We start from the raw sequence: 19,468 nt of genomic DNA, 5'->3' as shown, positions 1-19,468 counted from the left end.
TTTTAATAATATATTATTTATTGATATTGAAGTTTTATATTCTTATAAAATTCTTGGACGGTAAAAAATGCTTTCTTTTTTATGCCGTGGTTTGAGATTAATCCTTTCCTATTCCAACCATCTTGAATGTTTGGAAGTACTCTTTTTGGAGATCGAAAATCATTTAAAATCCAAGGGCTAACCCCTCTTATATTTGGAATTTTTTCAATCATTTTTAGATTTTGCACATACAAATATTCTTGATATTCTTCTGTCCAACGTTCTTGTATTGTTCCATGTAAACCCTGTAAAGCACCACCTCCAAATTCTGAAATTACAACAGGTTTATTAAATTTAATATCCCATTTTGCGTTAGGAGCATCTTCTAAAGACCCACCATACCAACCAGTGTATTGATTAAATGCAACAATGTCCAAATAATTTCCAATTTCATCATCAACAACATTCACACCATCTTTAAAATGTTTTTCAAGAGCTGCGCTTACCAATCTTGTATCATCTAATGATTTAGAATGATTGATAAGATTCTTTAAAAATGTGTTTCTATCATTAGAAGGAGGCGTCTCATTTGCCATTGACCAAATGATAATTGAAGCTCTGTTTTTATCTCTTGTAATCGCTTCAGTTAGTTGATTTTTAGCATTGTTTAAAGTTGTCTCATTGGTAAAATCAACGGTCCAATATACTGGAATTTCCTCCCAAACCATCATCCCCATTTTATCTGCTAATTTTACTATATGCTCGTTATGTGGATAATGAGCTAACCTAACATAATTACAGCCCAATTCTTTGGCCCAATTTAGTGCTACCAATGCATCAGCTTCATTATAGGCTCTAGCTCCTCGCATGGCATTTTCTTCATGAATACAAATTCCTCTTAAAAAAATAGATTTTCCATTTAATAAAATATCTGGGCCAACCGTTTCAATTGTTCTAAAACCTATTTCATCTTTTAAAGTTTGCTGTGTAGTTTTAATAAAAACATCATATAATTTTGGAGATTCTGGTGACCAAAAACTGATATTTTTCGTTTTTATTTCAAACTGAACTACTCCTTTATCATCACTTATAAATGACTTATTAATTTTTAATTCAGGTATTGAAATTGTTACTTCTTCTTTTGTAGAACCATCATTCAATTTCACATATCCACTAATTATTTTTGAAGCACCTTTTTTAAGTTGCACTTTATAATTTTGAATATACGTTTTAGGCTCTTCAATTAGTTTTACATCTCTGGTAATTCCGCCATAATTCCACCAATCTGTATTAATTGTTGGCACTGCTTCTTTAAAACGTTTATTATCAACTTTTACAACTAAATAATTGTTTGTTGGCTTTACAATTCCAGATACTTCAAAATTAAATGGTGTAAAACCACCTTCATGTGTACCTAATTTTTTTCCATTTAAATAAACCTCAGCTTTGTAATTTATGGCGCCAAAGTATACAAACAATCTATTATTTTCATTTAAAAACGAATAATCAAAAGATCGTTTATACCAAACTGTACCTTCATAATAAAAGAGCTTTTCGTATTGAGAATTCCAATCACCTGGAACTGTTAGTGTAAGTGATTTATCAAAATCATACTCCACGAGTTCTAATTTATCAGTAGTATGATAATTATTATAAAATGCGGAATTGTTATTTTCAGACAATTGATCATATGGTTCGTATCTGTAATTGTAATAACCTGTTTCATAAGGATCTACAATATAACTCCAAGTTCCATTTAGTGATGTAATATTTCTGTTTGAAGTATTAATTAACAACTCTTGAGAAATTGAAATAAATGGAATAATTAGTAAAATTTTTATTAATAAATGTTTTAACATAATTCGATATTAAATTTAAAATAAGAGTGTTAATCCTTAATATATGGTGTTAAAATTTCAGTCCATAATTGATATCCTTCATCAGTCATATGCAAACCATCTTTAATAAACCATTTATCAAGAGGTTTTCCTGACACTCCAATCATGGGAGAAAAAACATCTACGAAAACTGCATTTTGCTTGTAATTCAAAAATTCATGAATCATAGTATTGGCTTTTTTCATTTCCAATACTTTAGCCCACCTGTTTAAACTTGGTTTAATTGCAATATAATATACTTCTGCATTTGGAAGCTTTGCTTTTATCATTCCATATAAAGTACAAAAATCACCAAAAACAATTTCAGCAGATTTCCCTGCTTCAATATCATTATCGCCTGAATAAATGACTATTTTTTTTGGGTGATATTTTAAAATTACTTGGTCAAAATTTTCAATTAAATCTATTATTTGGGAACCTCCAAAACCTCTATTCAAAATTTTATTGTTGTTAAAATCTTTAGCAGGATTTTTCCACAATCGTATTGATGAACTTCCTGTAAAAAGAATTCCTTCTTGCGATGGAGCATCTCCATTTAAGATATCAAAAGCGTCAATTTCAGCTTTCCATATTTTATTATATTCTTGTGAAAAAGAAGTAAATGAAATAAATAGAAATAATATTAAAAGGCTTTTTTTAATTTTCATGATTTAATATTTTGCTAAATTGAATACTATTGTTTATTACAATTTTTAATTTATTGTTCAGTAGAAAGTAAATCTGAATAAAGTTCTCTCATTACTAATTTAGGTTTTCTATCGACAGTAAATAAACCCCAATGCTTTTCTGGTTCAAGGGGTTCATTTGAACCTTTCCAAGGCTCGTCAAAAGCTTCAAAAACAAAAGTAAGAATCTCTGCTTCTTCACTCCAATTCACCAAATCATTATAATAAGTATTTTGTAATTCTTCGCTTACGTTGCTAGGGCAAATTCCTCTTCCGTTTGAATTGGTTGCCCAACCTGCTTCGGTTATTACTACTGGCTTGTTAGGATATTTATTGGCTACTGCAAAATAATTATCTTTTGTATATTCTAAAGCTTCGTGTATGTTTTTGTATTCCCAAACTGGGTAGGTATGTATAGAGATAAAATCGACTTCCTCAACCAACCCTTTTAACTTATCGAGCCAAGGAACGTAATTTTCGCAAAAAGTAACTGGTTGTTTAGCTCCTTTTTTTAGCATTTTCACATAGTTGATAACACTTTTTACAGGAACGAAATGATCTGTCCAATCAACAGTTGCTTCATTCCCTGCAGATAATGAGAAAATAATATCAGGATATTGGTTCGCAAGTCTTATTAATTTTTGAATTTGCTTTAAATTTCTATCTTTATTTATGATTAATTGTTCTTCAGAATATGAACCTCCCCATGGACAACCAAAATTATTCATTTCAGCTCCTATGTAGGCTCCAAGCATCACCTTAAAATTTAGCTTTTCATTCTGAATAACATCCAAAACTATTTCAGAATGTTCATCACAATCGTATAAACGAAGATATTTCCAATGATTATGGAGTATTAGAAGATCTTCTTTTATTTCATCATAACTTGGAACAATTCCTCCTGGTTCTTGCCCTTCTCTAAAGCCAGAATAACAAATAGCCTTGCCTGGTTCTACATTTAATCCTGTCCTTAAATTCATTCAGTTATTTTTAGTAGTAGTTTTAACTTTTAATATTTCAATTTTTCATTTTTATCCCATAAACCCCAATAGGCACCAACATCTCCTTCTGCACCAATTTTCCAAGGCTCATCAAAAGATGAAAAGTAGAAAATGTCAATATCTTCTTCTTTAGACCACAATTGAGTATTCATAAAATAACTAATAGCATTTTCATGAGAAGGTTGTGCGCCATGAAAAGTTTGACCTTTACTTGGCCAACCTGCTTCTGAAATAATTACTTTTTTTCCATTTCCAGCTTTCTTTGCTCTATGGTACATATCTTTCATATAAACCAATGAATAATCTATATGGCAGCCTTCCCAAAACGGATAACAATTTGCAAGAATTACATCACAAACTTCCGTAATATTTGGTCGTTTTTCAAATTCGTAATATGCATCTACATAACCAACAGGAATATTAGGGATTTCTTTCTTAACACGTTTAATGAAGTTTATTAACTCAATCTCTGTTAAATCTCCACGATACATTACTTCATTTCCAACAGCAACGATATCTGCGTGACCTGCTTTAGCAATCTTAATCACATTTTGAATCTCTTGTTCATTAATTTTCTCATCGGTTCCAAGCCAAGCTCCAACTAATGTTTTAATTCCGTATTCATGAGCAATGCGAGGAATGTGTTCATTTCCATCAGTACAAGAAAAAGAGCGAATCCATTTTGTGTATGGTTTAATTATTTCCATTCTTCTTCGAATCTGATCTTCGGTAATTTGCTCACCAGGTTTTTGATTTTCAAGATAAGGGCTGAATCCTATACCATGCATTCCGTTATTTAACACATCAGAAAATAACAATTGTAATTCTTTATCCGTTTTATTAGCAAAATTTTCTCCTGCCAATGCCATTATTTTTTCTTTGCGAACTGACATATTATTTATATTTTAATTATTTATGATATTTTTTATTCAATTTCAAACAAATTATAGGTTCTAGACCACTTTAATTCTTGGTTCGGGTTTAAATTTATTTCAAAAAACAGCTCTGGGCTTATTACATGATTTGATCCCCAAAGATTAATTTTTGAAGTTTCAAAACTACCTGTTTCACGTATTCCTATTTTTGCTTTTTTGTTTATTAATTCCCATGAAGCATTTACCTTTTTCCCAGCTGAAAGATTACTAAAAAAGAATTCATCTTTAACATTGTCTTTGAATGTAAATTCATTGGTTTGAATTAATATATTTTCTTTTGGGTTTACAGTCGCATCAAATAATGCTGAATTTAACTGAAATGGAAATTTTAACACATAATTTGAATCAATCAACTCTTTATCAATTGAAATAAAATTATGGCTATACTCATTGGTAATAATTTTTTTTAGCCCAGTATTTTTTAAAGAATAGCCAAGTACAAAGCTATTTTCAAATAATTCTATGTCTTTTATTAAATGATATGAAAAACCGTTCATACTTCTTGATTCACAGTCAATTTTTATTTTATTAGTTAAGGTTGTTACTTCAAATTTAGCAGGTTGGATTTCATAATTTTCATTAAAAAGATAATTAGCCCCCTCTTTTTTAAGAAGTCCAACTCCTATTTTGTGAAACCATTCTCCTTCTTTTATTTCGTCAAATCCAATAGGAAGCTCAATACCAAATTCATTATAAAAACCTTTTCCATCAAGACTATCATTTTGATTATTTAATTTTTCGTTGGCAGTTAGCTGTTTATTTTTATAAATAACTGCAGAAATTTTACCTGTCCAATCAAATCTAGATTTCTTATAGTTTTCCATCGGAAAATCTATTTGAATTTCAATATTTTTATTTTTTAATACTTGCTTCAATACTTTATTATTTATGCTATTTGATTTAATTGGAATTATTAATGTTCGTATAAATTTCTTTTACCACATTAAATACTTCTTTTTTATTTCTATCAATATCTACGATGCCCCAATATTCTTCATTTGGTGTACCATCATAAGGAACTCCACTACTATTTGGAGCCCAACCACCAGGATCTTGACTGTCATTATTACCTGCTTTCCATAATTCATCAACAAATGCATATAGAGTTACACCATTATGAGAATTTGAATTTTTAAATATGTTTTCTAAAATATTTTTTGTTGCATCAGCTTGCGCTTTTTCGTTTGAACCTTGCTCATAGTCGCCTTTTGAAATAGTCATATAACTATCTGCTCCTGCTTCTGAAAAATACATCGGTTTATCACTTAAAGCACTCCATTCAGAAAAAAAACTTGATGGATTGTCCCACCTATAAATATTTATTCCCCAAACATCAATATTTTCGGTTAATGAAAGTGTTAGTGCATCAGGTAATTCTCCATGTGCAGTTGCAACTGGATGATTTTGATCCGTTTGATGAATTAAATCTGCAGCATTATTTAAAGCTACGTACCAGTTTTTTATATCGCCACTAAACCACTCAGGGTGATAATTATATTCATTGCCGAGTTCCCATAACAATATTGCATTATGGTTTTTGTAAGTATTTATGTAATTAATAAATGAACCTGAAAGAATATCAAAATTTCCATTTTGGTTATATCCAATACCTATAATAACCTTAAGTCCGGCTTCATATATTTCATCTAAAACAGCTTTATCATCAATTGGTTCATACACACGAATGGTATTGATACCTGCTTCAACCATCAAAGCTAAATCCTTAGTTAAATTACTAAAACTCCTCTTATCACTACCTTTTGGAACAGGGTGATAGCAAACACCTTTTATTTGATAAACAGAATCATTTACTAGTATTTTTCGTTCTGAAATTGTCACCACATCTTTATTGTTTTTCTCTTGGCAAGAAACCAATGCATAATTTAAAAACACAATAAAACTAAGAATAATTGCTATTTTGAATTTTTTAATCATTTTTTTTATAAAATTTTTTAATGAGATTACAACTGCATTTCTTTCAAATAAAAACTATGGATTATATGTTAAATCTTTACACTTTTCAACAATTTCAATTACTTGCTCATGAGTAATTTCACCATGAGTTATATATGGATATTTAATTAAAGGGTGTTCTACCATAAAACCTTGATATTCTCTAATCTCAGCTTCGTCACCTTCTGTAACAATTCCTCTAATCCAATTTGGCATATATTCCAATAAAATTTCACGCGTTTGTTTATTATTCCAATATTCTAGAAAAAATGTGAATTCATCAAATGCTAATGGAACAACTTGTGTTGATTGAAGATTGACCTTTTCCGTTAATCTAATATCTCTTGAAGAAGCAGCCGCTGAAATAATAAACTCTCCACTTTCGGCAATCCACATATTTCTTTTTGCATCAAAATAAGAAAAATCACGGCTTTCTAATTTAAATGTCACTGTTTTTTCTTCTCCCGATTCCAACTCAATTTTTACAAATTTCTTTAATTCTTTCTCAGGACGTTGTAAGGTGCTTTTAGAATCTGAAACATACAATTGTACTATTTCTTTACCTTTAACATCTCCTGTGTTTTTTACAGTTACACTTACTGTTAAACCTTCTTTATTTGTCGTGTTTTTTGATGATACTTTTAAATCGCTATATTCAAAATTGGTATACGACAATCCATGTCCGAAAGGAAATAACGGCTCAATTTTTCGTTCATCGTAATAACGATATCCCACAAAAAACCGTTCTCCATACAACACATCTCCTTGTTCACCAGGAAAGTTGAAAAATGCTGGAGTATCTTCTAAACGCATTGGAAAAGTTTCCGCCAATTTACCAGATGGATTTACTTTACCAAATAACACATCTGCTATTCCTCCTGCACCTGCCTGACCGCCTAGCCAAGTTTCCAAAACACCAGAAACATTGTGAAGCCAAGGCATTGTAACAGCACTTCCATTGGTAAGCACAGCTACTGTATTTTTTTGAACAGCTGCTATTTCGCTCATTAATTTATTATGAGAAGGTGGCATATCTATATGGGTTCTATCAATACCTTCTGATTCATATTGTAACGGTAAACCTGCAAAAACCAAAGCAACATCAGCAGAAGCAGCTATTTTTTTAGCCTCTGCAATTAATGACACATCGTTATCATCCGCTAAATTGTATCCTTGAGCATAGCTAATTTCAATATCATTTCCGTATTCTTTTTTTATAATCTCTAAGGCATTGTCAAGCTTGGTTGGTCGCACTTGCGAACTTCCATTTCCTTGATAACGAGGCTCAGCAGCAAACTCACCAATAATAGCTATTTTTTTATATTTTTCTTTAGTTATAGGTAAAACTTGACGGTCATTTTTCAATAAAGTGGCTGCTTCAGATGCTACTTTTCTTGCAAATGTGTGATCTTTTTCAACATTCAATATTACATCTTCTTTTTCAAGTGATTTTGCTTTAAAAACAACGGTCAAAATTTCTTTTACCAATGCATCTACAACTGCTATATCCAATTCTCCATTTTTAATAGCTTCCACAGCTATGGCATTATTAACAACACTTACTTTTGGCATTTCTATATGCATTCCTGCTTTCATAGCTTCTACTCTATCTATAACTGCAAACCAATCTGAAACAACAATTCCTTCAAACCCCCAGTCTTTTTTAAGAATTTCAGTTAATAAATAAGGGCTTTGTGTTCCATAAACACCTTGAACCCTATTATAACAAGCCATAACAGTCCAAGGTTGTGCTTTCTTTACTGCAATCTCAAAAGGTGTTAGGTATATTTCATTCAAGGTACGATTGTCCATATTAGAACTATTATACATACGCATGGTTTCAACGTTATTAGCAGCAAAATGTTTAAGTGAAGTTCCTACTCCCTGACTTTGAACTCCATTTATAAATGCCGCACCCATTTCTCCTGATAAAATTGGATCTTCTGAAAAGTATTCAAAATTTCGGCCTCCTAGAACCGATCGTTTTATATTTACGCCTGGACCTAATAAAACATTAACATCCAAAGCTTGTGATTCTTCACCAAGTGTTTGCCCAACCTTATAGATTAAATCTACATCCCAAGTTGCCGCTAATGCTGAAGCTGTTGGAAAACAAGTTGCTAATAACTGATCTCCGTAACCAGGTTTATTAGTTTCAGGTGCTCTGCGCAACCCATGAGGACCATCAGATAGCCAAATCCATGGAATATCTAATCGCTCAATAGGCATTGTACTCCAATCATCGCGACCAGAACAAAGGGCAACTTTTTCTTCAATGGTTAATTCAGAAATTAGTTGCGTAATCTTTTTTTGAAGCATATTTTCTTCTTGGGTTTGAGCTTTTAAATTCATAGTAATTAAAACTAGGAATGAAATTAATACTACTTTTTTCATGATTATTTCTTTAAGTACATTATCAACAATAAATGTACTGTGTTTTAAATTTTGGAATAGACAACTGAAATCAGCCAAAAAGCTTTCAAAGGCTAATACTTTGGTTTACTTTTATTATCTTCTAACGCTATTTCAGCACGGCGCTTTACTAATGCAACTTTAATTTCATGTGCTCTCTCTTCAGTTATATTATATCTCCAGACTAATAGAATGGCAATTAAGGCTGCAATTATTGGAATAATTATATCTGCTAAACGTAAATTGGTCAGCGTTTCTACAGATTGAACTTGGATACTTTCATCGAAACCAACCATTTGTAAAACAACACCACTTGAAAGCATTGCCAAGGCAGTTCCTAATTTCACCATCCACCAGTAAACTGCTCCAAACATTCCTTCACGACGTTCACCATTGTTTAATTCGTCTAAATCGCAAACATCAGCTGTCATTGACATCATTAAGGTAAACAAACCTCCAATTCCAAAAGAAAGGAAAGGAATAGGCATAAACATTAACCACGGATTACTAGGATCAAATCCCCACCATTTTAAAATATACCCAACAATTGAAAGTAACGTAGCTACAACAAACGCTTTTCGTTTCCCAATTTTTTCTGAAATTTTGGTAACAACAGGAATTACTAAAAACATAGTAGCCAACGCACTTACAGTTCCAAACCAAGCTGGCCAAGAACCTGCTAAAGCTGTGTCTCCCTGAAATAAATAATAAACAATTATAAAAAATGAAAACTGTGCAATTGTTTGAAACCCATTAAAAATAAAGAAAGTAGCGCCACACAATTTCATAAACTGTTTATTTTTAACAGTTAATACAATTCCTCTAATAAATTCTTTTGTATTTGCTGCTAATTCTCCTTTTGATAGGTTTTTCAATTTACTTTTATCAACTTCCATTTCTTTGTTGAAGAGAGCGGGCATAATTCCTAAAACCATACACAAACCTCCAACCCAAATGGCCATTACTTTAGCTCCTTCAGGTGCACTTTCAAATAATGATTGATCATAAATAATTACCCAAAACCATGGCGCAATTACCCAAGCCATTTGTCCCATAAATTGCGAAACTGCCATTAGACGAGTACGCTCATTATAATCAGGTGTCATTTCATAACCCAAACCAATTAATGGCGTTGCAAAAATGGTATAACCAATGTAAAAGAAAAGCGATACAACCAAGAAATAAAAGAAATTATACATTTCAGAATCTTCAGGATTTAATTGCCACATAATCATATATGCTATTCCGGAAATAACACTACCTACAAGTATATAAGGTTTTCTTCTTCCCCATTTGGACTTTGTATTATCTGAAATAAACCCCATAATTGGGTCGGTAAGTGCATCTAAAAATCTAGGTAATGCACCTAACAAACCTGCTAAAATCGGATTCATCCCTAAAGACATTACTAACACAACCATAAAAACACCCAATGCTGCAGGAAATAATTGATTGGCTAAATGCCCAGATCCAAAGGCTAATTTCTGGCCTAAGGGAACAACATCTTCTGTTGCTATTTTATAATGTTTCATTATTTATATTGGTTTAAGTTGGTTTATATTGTTTTTTAGATATTGTAACTATACTCTAAATTAATTATTTACTATTTCTATTTCACTGGTTAATGTTGGTGCCAAAACATCTTTAAAAATAAAAAAATGTTAATTAGCTTCAAGCGTCTTCCTAATTTTTTATAATGCATAAACACGCACCCAATCTATATAAACATCACATGGGAATTCTGCTTCTGGAACAATAGCGCCACCATAAGTATATTCACTTCCACCAACACCACCACTTAAAATTGCATTCATTTTATGTTCAAACGGATGCCATTCATCAAAATGATTTGAATATTCAGATGTATTAACACGTCTACCATCTATCGTTTTTACCGAAATTTCATCTTGTCCATCAAGATTGTAAATATCACCATCATTAAAATAATGAATATGATACACATTCTCATCTATAAAAAACTCTATTCTATCACTATACCAATCAATACCATACTCATGAAATTCAGCACTCCCTGCTGTTTTATCTTCATCTGCTGGTGGGTAATTACCATATTCTGGTTCGGATGGATTAGGTGTTTGTTCGGTTTCATAATTATAATATCCTCCTAAATGTCCATGATTCCAATCTTGGTATTCATTATTTTGCCATTCCCAAGCATAATGCACAGTCCCTAAATTATTAAAAGGAATCGCTCCTACATATTCCATAACATCAATTTCTCCTCCTTGTGGCCACATAATAAAATCTAAGTTTGCAGGTTTTTCTTGAGGCATCATCCAAAAAGCAAAACCTTGACCTTGATGCTTAACACCTTTGGCATATACACGAGCCACTATTCGATGTCCAGGCCCCCAAGAAGCATTGTTTGCTGTATTTATTCTACCACTAGTGTAGTCTCTATCTATGTACGATTCTTTTCGGGTTGTAATCACCAAACATCCTCCATCAGCATTTGCAATGCTATTATCAAATCTAATATTTTCTGGCCTTTCAGTAGCTCTATCTAATTGTCCGGTTCCCCAATCTCCATTCACGCCAGTACCAGTTTCTATATTCCATTTGGTTAAATCTAAACTGTTATTGTTAAACTCATCAGACCACAACAAACCTTCTATTTCTTCCTGACCTACAAATACAGTTAAGGTAATAGTAGTACTTATAAAATCGTCTAAGTTATATGCTGAAACAATGATTGTGTAGTTTATAGTACCTATTGATTTAAAAGTATAAGAGAAAGTATTAGATGTTAAATCTTTAGTTTCTCCATTAATTAGCACTTTATATGAACTAGCATTGGTTGCGTTAATTGTAAAGTTTACAACACCAGTTCCGTCACCATTCGGTTTTTCTGTAGATGTTCCAATAATTTCTGAATTAACAGTAAGGTTTGATGGTTGAATAGCTTCTTTTTTGTCATCATTATCATTACTACATGATTGAAGAATAAGCAACATAAAAACACCCAATACCGCAGGGAATAACTGATTCGCTATATATCCTGACCAAAACGCTAATTTATCAACGATTAACACAATGCCCTTTGGATCTGTTTTATAATGGTTCATTATATTGGTTTATACTTTTTCTTAGGGTTGTTTAACAACATATTTATTTTGGTGACACATCTTTTTCACTTGCCAATGGCGGTGTAAATACATCTTGCATCAATGCATTTTTATCACCATTATATGTTTTGGTAATTTGCATGCCATCTCTAGTCAATCCATCAAAAGCACCTGCGTCAACCATTTCCCAGATAGCAAATTTCGCTTCTCCTTTTAAATTGATTAAACCAAAATGATTTTCTGAACCTACTGGGTTTTTAGCATCTTTCCATTGTTCGTCAAAAGCTTCAAAATAGAATAATGAAATTTTTTCTTTGTTAGTCCATTCACGCATTAATTTATAATAAGTTCCTGCTTTGTATTCATCAGCAGCTCTTGAGCTTTTTTCTCCATAATGCCCATCAGAAATTGTTGTCCAACCCGATTCACCAATATGAATTGTTTTCGTTGAATCTATACTTTTCACATAGCTTGAAACCTCTTGATATTGATTCTTTGCAAATTCCAGTGCACGTAACATAGCGGCATCCACTTTTTCAGTATCGGTAAAATTGTTTTCAGTGTTTGGAACTACCCAAAATTCCGGATTGTAGTAAGAATTGTGCATCGGATATGTATGCATTGAGACATAATCAACTGCTTTGATTAATTGTTCCAAATCTTTTGTGCGATAACTAGTATCTCCACCTCCCCAAGATGCAAAATCATCGGAACTGGTTATCCATAAATCAGCAGGAAGCTCTCCTTTCTTTTTTATTTCTTGTAAATGGTTGACCCATTTTAAAATTACATTGGGTTGTACATAATAACTTGTCGCCCAACGAATCATCGCCTCATTTCCAACTGCTATAACTTTAATAATATCCGCATACTTTTTAGTTAATTCTACTGCTCTGGCTATTTCAACAGCATTTCTTTCACTTTCTAAATTGTGATCTGGCTCTAATTCGGTCCAAGAATTTTTACAATCAATCCAGGCTCCTAACATTACATACATTTCAAAAGTTGGATCTTCTTTTTTAAGTTCTGAGATTGCTTTTAACAGATTTGATACCTCATCTAAATGTACATTGTAAGTTCTTAAAATTTTAACATTCATAGTTGCTAAAATTTTCATATCCTCTTTAATTTGTTCAACCGAAGGAACTACATCTCGTGTATTTTCTCGAAAACCACCATATGAAATTGCTAAATATTCAGGATTTCCTAAAATATCAGAGGCTGTTATTTTTGTGGTTTTTGGTTCTTGGGAACATCCAATCATAGAAAATAAAATTAGGATAGTTGAAACTATTTTAAATATTTTATTCATTTGTTAAGTATTTTTAATATTAATAATTAAGCCCATAACCAAATATATATAAAGGCGTAATTGATGTATCCCAAAAATTAGGACCAAACTTACCGTTGAAATCTTCAACAGCATTTGGCCAAGAATGTGGTAATTTCCCTTTAAAATTATAATCTCCAAAAAGTACTTCTGCAATCCCTTTCCCTTCAGATCCAGGTAACCAAGCAGCAATAAAAGCATCAGACTGATCTATTTGATTAGTAACCACCAAAGGTCTACCTGATATTAATACAACAATTAATTTTTGGCCTTTACTAGCATATTTGCTAACATATTTTTGATGTTCATCCGTTAAGGTTAACTGATATTTTCCACTACCATCTCCTACATCTCCAAAAAACTCAGCATAAGGAGTTTCACCAACAACCACTATAATTAAATCAGCATCTTTATGATTATCGCTCCCAAATTCATCATAAATAACTTCACCATCTGCAATTCCTTTAATACCCTCTAAAATGGTAGTTGCTCCACTATAATTTTCATCTTTTCCTTGCCAAGTAATTGTCCAGCCACCAGATTGTAATCCTGTATTATTGGCATGTTCACCAACAACAATAATTTTTTTAGTTGCTTTATCAATTGGTAAAGCCTTGTTTTCATTTTTAAGTAAAACCAACGATTCTCGAACCGCTTGTTTTGCCTTTTCTCTATGTGAAGGACTTCCAATCTCTGCTATTAAATTAGCATCTGGAAAAGGATGTTCAAACAAACCCAATCTATATTTTTGACGTAAAATTCGTCTTACAGCATCATCAACTCTTTCTTGTGAAACATAATCACTATCAACTCCTTTTTTCAATCCTTGCTGAAATATGTCTAAATCACCATCTACTGCCATCACCATATCTACTCCTGCATTTATTATGTCATTTTCACCAAATCTTGAGTAGCCCTTCCAGTCAGTAAGCACTATTCCATCAAAACCCAAACTATCTTTAAGCACGCCAGTAATCATTTCTTTATGTGCGTGCATTGATTTGTCTGACAAAGTATTAAATGAAACCATTACAGCACCAACGCCTTCATTAACAGCATCGCGATACGGTGGTAACAAACGTTCATAAACCTCTTGCATGCTAATTGACGTATTTCCACCTTCAGTACCAAAATCTGTAGATCCATCACCAATAAAGTGTTTTGCCGTAGCCATTACTGTATTGCTTTTAGATAAATCACCTTGATGACCTCTCACCGAAGCTTTAGTTAATACTTGTGTTAATTCAGTACTTTCAGAAAACGCTTCATAAACTCGTCCCCATTTTTCATTATAAGGAATGGCAATACAAGGCGAAAACACCCAATTAAAACCTGTGGCCTGAGCTTCAACAGCTGTAATGGCTGCAGCTTCTTCCACTAGTTTGGCATTAGCTGTAGCTCCCATTCCAATATTATGAGGGAATATGGTAGCACCATCAAAAGTATTTTGACCATGAACTGCATCTACGCCAAATAACAATGGAATTCCCAATCTGGATGATAAAGCTTTTTTTTGAAGTGAAACAAATTTAGCTTGCCAGCCTGCAGCACCTTCTCCAGGATTAGGTCCATTTGTATGAATTACAGAGCCAATAAATTTGGTAGCTATTTCGTCGTCAGTAATATTATCAAAATGCCTTACTTGTGTCATTTGACCTATTTTTTCTTCTAAGGTCATGAGTGCTAATAACGAGTCAACTTTAAATTCAATTATCGCCTCTTTATTAATTATTTTCGTTTGTTTTTTAGCACAACTAAAAACTATTAAGGCTATAATTACTATTGAAATTAGTTTTCTCATCTTAAAAATTACTTGTTTAAATACACAATTACTTGATTAATTTCAGCTGTTCTTTCAAACACTTTTTTACTTGTTTGTGAATCGAGTTGAAGGCTATCAAATTCAATAATTGAATTGTTATTAAAAATAACTTTCACTCCTTGTTTTTTTGATAATTTGTAGATGATTGGAATTTGGCAATAGGTAAAACCAAGTGAGTCTTTTTCTAATTCAATTTCATTTACTTCTTTGTTGATATTTGTGTATTTAAATACTTTTGGTCCTTTTAAAAATTCGTCCCTTCTTAACAATCTTGGATTAAAAACTAATTTTCCTTCTTCAACAAAAACGCCTAATTCACCAAAACGACTTAAAATATCTTCTTTCACTTGACCTGTCATTCCTGGCTGTTGTGCTCCTTTTCCTCCTGGTGTATGTGAATATGGATCGGTTGGAAATGCACCATATAATTCGGGTGATTTATGCACCCCAATTCCTTCGTTTATTTCGTAATAATGATCTAATAATTTTCCAATGGTAACTTCACTTTCTTTATTTGAAAGGGACATTAAACAGGTTTCTTGAACACTTAATAATAATTTAGAAACCATGTGCCAGTAAATAGAACCCAATCCTTCATACCCGAAAAATGTTCCTGATCTTCCTGTAAAAGATTTATGATTAAAAATTTCTTCAAAAATAGCTAAGACTAATTTCTCATCCTTTTCAATAAGAGATGAATATTTATCTTCTGGCAATTGAGCTAAAGCATCTTTAAGACTGTTTGCATTGTTGAAGTTTCCATTAAAATGGCAATTCCCCAAAACATCTTTTTCAATAATTTGAGTATTTCTATCGGTTAAAAGTTGCTTCAATAATGCGGATTTCTCAACATTATTAGCCGAAATATTATTTTTATCGTTGAATCTTGGTAACTCTTTATTTGGGTATAATATATAGCTGTATTGATCGTCTCTAAATAAAGCACTGCTTTTTAAAGCATCTAACAATTCTAATGAATCCGTTCCAGAAATAAAACCAGAACTTAAAACAGCAACCTGACCTTCCAACATTTCTGGCAAATAAGATATTACTATTTCTTCATTATTATTAACAGTCATTAAATTATAAGCGTGGTATAATTTATCAGCTCTCTTATTGGCTAAAATAGAATGGTCAATAAATTCAAGTGTAATTTTAGCAAAGTCTAATAAATCTGTTTTTGAAATAGTTCCTTTGTTACTTGAAAATCCGTTTTCATAAATACCAGTTCTAAAATTACCTCCTGCATTTCCAAGACCATCTAATATTTTCTTTCTGTCTTTATCTGAAATTTTTCCAGCTAATAAATTTTTATTTTCATTAAAGGTTGATAAAACTTCATTAAAAAACAACGCAAGTTCTTCCGAAACTTCTACTGAATCCAAATCAGTATTTGAAACCATTTCTTGGAAGAAATTTAAAAAGCGACGTAAATAATACAAAGTAACCATTGAAACTCCATTACCAACTAAAGCATTGTTCGCATCATTCCATTCAGGTCGTTGTGTACTCATCCAAATTCCTCCCTCAGGAATAAAATTGGAAACCTTTGCTAACACTGTTGCTAACAATTTCTCAACCAAATTCACTTTATAAATAGCTTGATTTTTATCTATCAATAAAGCTCCATCTGCTCCTAATTCTTTCTTTTTTAGGTTGAGCTCTTCATCCAACTCTAAATCAAATTCAATAGTGTCTTTTGGATTTGCTAAAATAGATTTATAATTTTTTATTTTATAAGGAACATTTGCATATACAAAAAGCTCTTGACTAAAATAGCTTGCTAATTTAGCTGGATAATGCTTTTCAATAAATTCTAAGAATTTCAACAAATAGATTATTTGATGATCTCCCCAATATCCAATATACGACCAAGGATTGTCTGGTTCAATGGTTTCCCAATCAAAACCATCTTTGGTAACTCGATAAGGATTGTAACCGTCAAATGTTGTGGCGTTTAAAAACTTATGAATCATACTCTCAATAAACTCAGGATATGAATGTGCTAAAGCTTCCCAGTTTTGAAAAATATCTCTCCAGTTACCTTCATAATCCAATATTTTTGAGCCATCAACTTCACTTCTTGTATTGATAGAAAATTTATTCCAAGGACGACTTGGATCTCCATGTCGTCTACTAAATTTTAATGGCATATATTCAAAACAAAGACGTTTAAAATTCTTGTCTTGATTATTTTTTGCAAGTTCCTTTAAATAGTTAAGTGTAAATAATTCAGGAAGTTGCTTTAATATTTCTTCTTTTTCTTTATGTACTTTTTTATTAGCGTTTCCAATATATTTTATGAAATCTCCTTTTTCAATTTGATAATTGTCATCAAAAATACCACCACGCATAATATTAAAAAGGGTGTTCGAAAAATGCCTCGTGTTTCTTAATTTATCGGCAGTTAATTGCATTCCATCAGATGCACCATTTAATTGAAGCAATTGATTAGATCCTAATTGAATATCTTCATCAACTAAAGCAATTAAATTCGATTCATTTTTAATAATTTCTTTAATTTTAGTAATAGCAACTATAGATTGATTTACATCAGCTATAATGTTCCAATTTTTATCACTTTCAGGTTCTAAGGTTACATCTGTACAAATAAAATAAGCACCTTTTTCGGCTTTAATATCTATTTCTTGCTGAATTTCCTTTCCTTTTCTAAAATCATCTAATTGCAACGAAGACAATAAATAAGTTGGATTTTCAATTCCAAAAGACCATACAATGTTTGCTTTTAATGCCTCACTAGGTTCTGCTTTATCAACAATAATAGCGCTTAAAGCAAAAATCCCTAATCCTGAATCAGTTTCTAATTCACATTTTTTGTAAGCATCCACCAAATTACTACTAGCATTTTGCAAATCTGATGAAACACCGTAAGGCAATATATTTTGAATACCGTCTAAAATAGTTAACTGAATTGATTTGTTGGTATTGTTAACTAATGTTGATTTTTTCACAAAACCAAATTTGTCACTCGAATTCCAATGATACTTAAAAGTAACTCCTAAATCGTGATTAATTTCTTCAAAAATAACTTTGTTTCCATAGTTGTTCTTGTACAAATTTCTACTAATTTTATAAATACCTTCATATCTTTTTGAAAATGGCTCCCATAAAAAAGTTTTGCCTTGAGCGTGAATCTGAACAATTGTTTTACTCCCTGTAATTTCAACTGATTCAGTAATCTTATCATCAGTATAATAAGGAAATAGCGCATTTTCACTGTTTTTTCTTCCTGCAGTTAATCCACCATTGCTAGACAAAAACATCCAATGGTTAGAGTTACTAACAATACTCATAAAAAAAGGTCTCATTTCGTCAACATTCGAAATTTTGTAGTAACTTTCATCTCCAACCGTTACTAACTTACCTTTTACCTCATTCGCCTCAAATGAAGCTTCCTTGTTTCCTATATATATCAAATTCTGTTTACTCATTATGCTTCTAATTTTATTCTAAAACCTTGCGATATTAATGTGTAAGGTTTGCACTTTTTTTAACAATAACTTATTTGTTCTCAATACGATTTTATGTCATATTGAGCTTGTCGAAATATAAAAACTTACTAGTAATTAATGTAAACTTCGACAAGCTCAGTTTGACAAAATGTATTTTCACTACTTTTATACAGCTTCCTTTAATTAACTAAAAACGGAATATTTGCCGTTGCCGCATTTTCATGCCCATCATCAACATATCCAAATAACCTATATGCTCCTTTTTCTTTAGGTGCATTAAATTTTAATTCTCCTTCATTAGTACTAATTATTGTAAATTCAACAGCAGTTGGTCTATTTTCAAAATCCCCACCATCTTTTAAATCGGTACTTTCTGGTAAAATTTCCCAACGGTAATTTAATTGATCATTTTCCAAATCAGTAATTTTCATACTTGCTAAATATGCTGTGTTTGCTTCCAAAATCACATTTTCATAAGCTGTTTTATTATTTAGCAGATACGATTCAATCTGTGGTGTTCTGTTTTCTGGCCAAGTTCCATTCCATAAATAATGCATCATTTCTACAGATTCCGTTTCTTTTCCATCTTCTAAAATTACACCGTACCAAGTAGGAGTGCGTTCTTGTTTTTGCCCCCATAAAAACACATACGAACCAACACATTGTAAAGAATCAGCTTCAATTGCAGCTTTATATCTTTTAAAGTAATTAGCAGCTTTTATAGTACTATTTTCTTCAATTGGCACATTCCATTCGGTTTTTGGAACTTCCCAATGTCCAGTTGCCCCCCATTCTGTAACCATATAAGGTCCATTCCAACCAAAATCCTTAATTTGCTCTGGTAACTCCATTATTTTTCCATACATCTGCACAGAAAGTAAATCTAAATCTGTACATCGTTCTTTAATTAAATC

12 protein-coding genes and 1 pseudogene are annotated in these 19,468 nt (G+C 31.7%); all 13 read right to left on the bottom strand.

The window, feature by feature from the left end; genetic code table 11:
* Positions 1–17: 17 nt before the first annotated feature.
* Complete coding sequence (locus Q0352_RS00230) at positions 18–1,838, bottom strand: glycoside hydrolase family 2 protein (protein ID WP_299521738.1); 1,821 nt, start codon at positions 1,836–1,838, stop codon at positions 18–20.
* A 29-nt stretch (positions 1,839–1,867) separates the two neighbouring features.
* Complete coding sequence (locus Q0352_RS00225; RefSeq protein WP_299521735.1) at positions 1,868–2,524, bottom strand: GDSL-type esterase/lipase family protein; 657 nt, start codon at positions 2,522–2,524, stop codon at positions 1,868–1,870.
* A 50-nt stretch (positions 2,525–2,574) separates the two neighbouring features.
* Positions 2,575–3,522 (bottom strand): glycosyl hydrolase family 17 protein, encoded by a 948-nt coding sequence (locus tag Q0352_RS00220; protein WP_299521732.1) that lies wholly within the window; start codon positions 3,520–3,522, stop codon positions 2,575–2,577.
* 29 nt (positions 3,523–3,551) lie between these two features.
* Positions 3,552–4,436, bottom strand: a complete 885-nt coding sequence (locus tag Q0352_RS00215) for a glycosyl hydrolase family 17 protein (protein WP_299521729.1) — start codon at positions 4,434–4,436, stop codon at positions 3,552–3,554.
* A gap of 32 nt (positions 4,437–4,468) precedes the next feature.
* Positions 4,469–5,353, bottom strand: a complete 885-nt coding sequence (locus Q0352_RS00210) for a hypothetical protein (RefSeq protein WP_299521726.1) — start codon at positions 5,351–5,353, stop codon at positions 4,469–4,471.
* A gap of 25 nt (positions 5,354–5,378) precedes the next feature.
* Positions 5,379–6,413: a glycoside hydrolase family 2 TIM barrel-domain containing protein gene (locus Q0352_RS00205; RefSeq protein ID WP_299521723.1), complete on the bottom strand. Its 1,035-nt coding sequence runs from the start codon at positions 6,411–6,413 to the stop codon at positions 5,379–5,381.
* Between the two features lie 54 nt (positions 6,414–6,467).
* On the bottom strand, positions 6,468–8,825 hold the full coding sequence (locus Q0352_RS00200) for a glycoside hydrolase family 3 C-terminal domain-containing protein (protein WP_299521720.1): 2,358 nt from the start codon (positions 8,823–8,825) through the stop codon (positions 6,468–6,470).
* Between the two features lie 92 nt (positions 8,826–8,917).
* Positions 8,918–10,375 carry an MFS transporter gene (locus Q0352_RS00195; protein ID WP_299521717.1) on the bottom strand — a complete coding sequence of 486 codons (1,458 nt, stop codon included), beginning with the start codon at positions 10,373–10,375 and terminating at the stop codon, positions 8,918–8,920.
* A 159-nt stretch (positions 10,376–10,534) separates the two neighbouring features.
* Complete coding sequence (locus Q0352_RS00190; RefSeq protein WP_299521714.1) at positions 10,535–11,929, bottom strand: family 16 glycosylhydrolase; 1,395 nt, start codon at positions 11,927–11,929, stop codon at positions 10,535–10,537.
* Between the two features lie 43 nt (positions 11,930–11,972).
* Positions 11,973–13,193 carry a glycosyl hydrolase family 17 gene (locus tag Q0352_RS00185; protein ID WP_299521774.1) on the bottom strand — a complete coding sequence of 407 codons (1,221 nt, stop codon included), beginning with the start codon at positions 13,191–13,193 and terminating at the stop codon, positions 11,973–11,975.
* Positions 13,194–13,260: 67 nt separating this feature from the next.
* Positions 13,261–15,060 (bottom strand): glycoside hydrolase family 3 N-terminal domain-containing protein, encoded by a 1,800-nt coding sequence (locus Q0352_RS00180; protein ID WP_299521711.1) that lies wholly within the window; start codon positions 15,058–15,060, stop codon positions 13,261–13,263.
* 8 nt (positions 15,061–15,068) lie between these two features.
* On the bottom strand, positions 15,069–18,533 hold the full coding sequence (locus tag Q0352_RS00175) for a hypothetical protein (protein WP_299521709.1): 3,465 nt from the start codon (positions 18,531–18,533) through the stop codon (positions 15,069–15,071).
* 200 nt (positions 18,534–18,733) lie between these two features.
* Positions 18,734–19,468, bottom strand: a pseudogene (locus tag Q0352_RS00170) (hypothetical protein); the annotation flags it as partial.

It is taken from the genome of uncultured Lutibacter sp. (assembly GCF_937891065.1).
Taxonomy (GTDB): Bacteria; Bacteroidota; Bacteroidia; order Flavobacteriales; family Flavobacteriaceae; genus Lutibacter.
The sequence above is the reverse complement of the archived record's forward strand: the minus strand, read 5'-3'. Positions and strand labels throughout refer to the sequence as shown.

Coding starts and splice junctions, on each gene's coding strand:
- Q0352_RS00230 (WP_299521738.1), bottom strand. CDS start 1,838: ATGTTAAAACATTTATTAATAAAAATTTTACTAATTATTCCATTTATT.
- Q0352_RS00200 (WP_299521720.1), bottom strand. CDS start 8,825: ATGAAAAAAGTAGTATTAATTTCATTCCTAGTTTTAATTACTATGAAT.
- Q0352_RS00190 (WP_299521714.1), bottom strand. CDS start 11,929: ATGAACCATTATAAAACAGATCCAAAGGGCATTGTGTTAATCGTTGAT.
- Q0352_RS00185 (WP_299521774.1), bottom strand. CDS start 13,193: ATGATTGGATGTTCCCAAGAACCAAAAACCACAAAAATAACAGCCTCT.
- Q0352_RS00205 (WP_299521723.1), bottom strand. CDS start 6,413: ATGATTAAAAAATTCAAAATAGCAATTATTCTTAGTTTTATTGTGTTT.
- Q0352_RS00180 (WP_299521711.1), bottom strand. CDS start 15,060: ATGAGAAAACTAATTTCAATAGTAATTATAGCCTTAATAGTTTTTAGT.
- Q0352_RS00220 (WP_299521732.1), bottom strand. CDS start 3,522: ATGAATTTAAGGACAGGATTAAATGTAGAACCAGGCAAGGCTATTTGT.
- Q0352_RS00195 (WP_299521717.1), bottom strand. CDS start 10,375: ATGAAACATTATAAAATAGCAACAGAAGATGTTGTTCCCTTAGGCCAG.
- Q0352_RS00225 (WP_299521735.1), bottom strand. CDS start 2,524: ATGAAAATTAAAAAAAGCCTTTTAATATTATTTCTATTTATTTCATTT.
- Q0352_RS00215 (WP_299521729.1), bottom strand. CDS start 4,436: ATGTCAGTTCGCAAAGAAAAAATAATGGCATTGGCAGGAGAAAATTTT.
- Q0352_RS00175 (WP_299521709.1), bottom strand. CDS start 18,533: ATGAGTAAACAGAATTTGATATATATAGGAAACAAGGAAGCTTCATTT.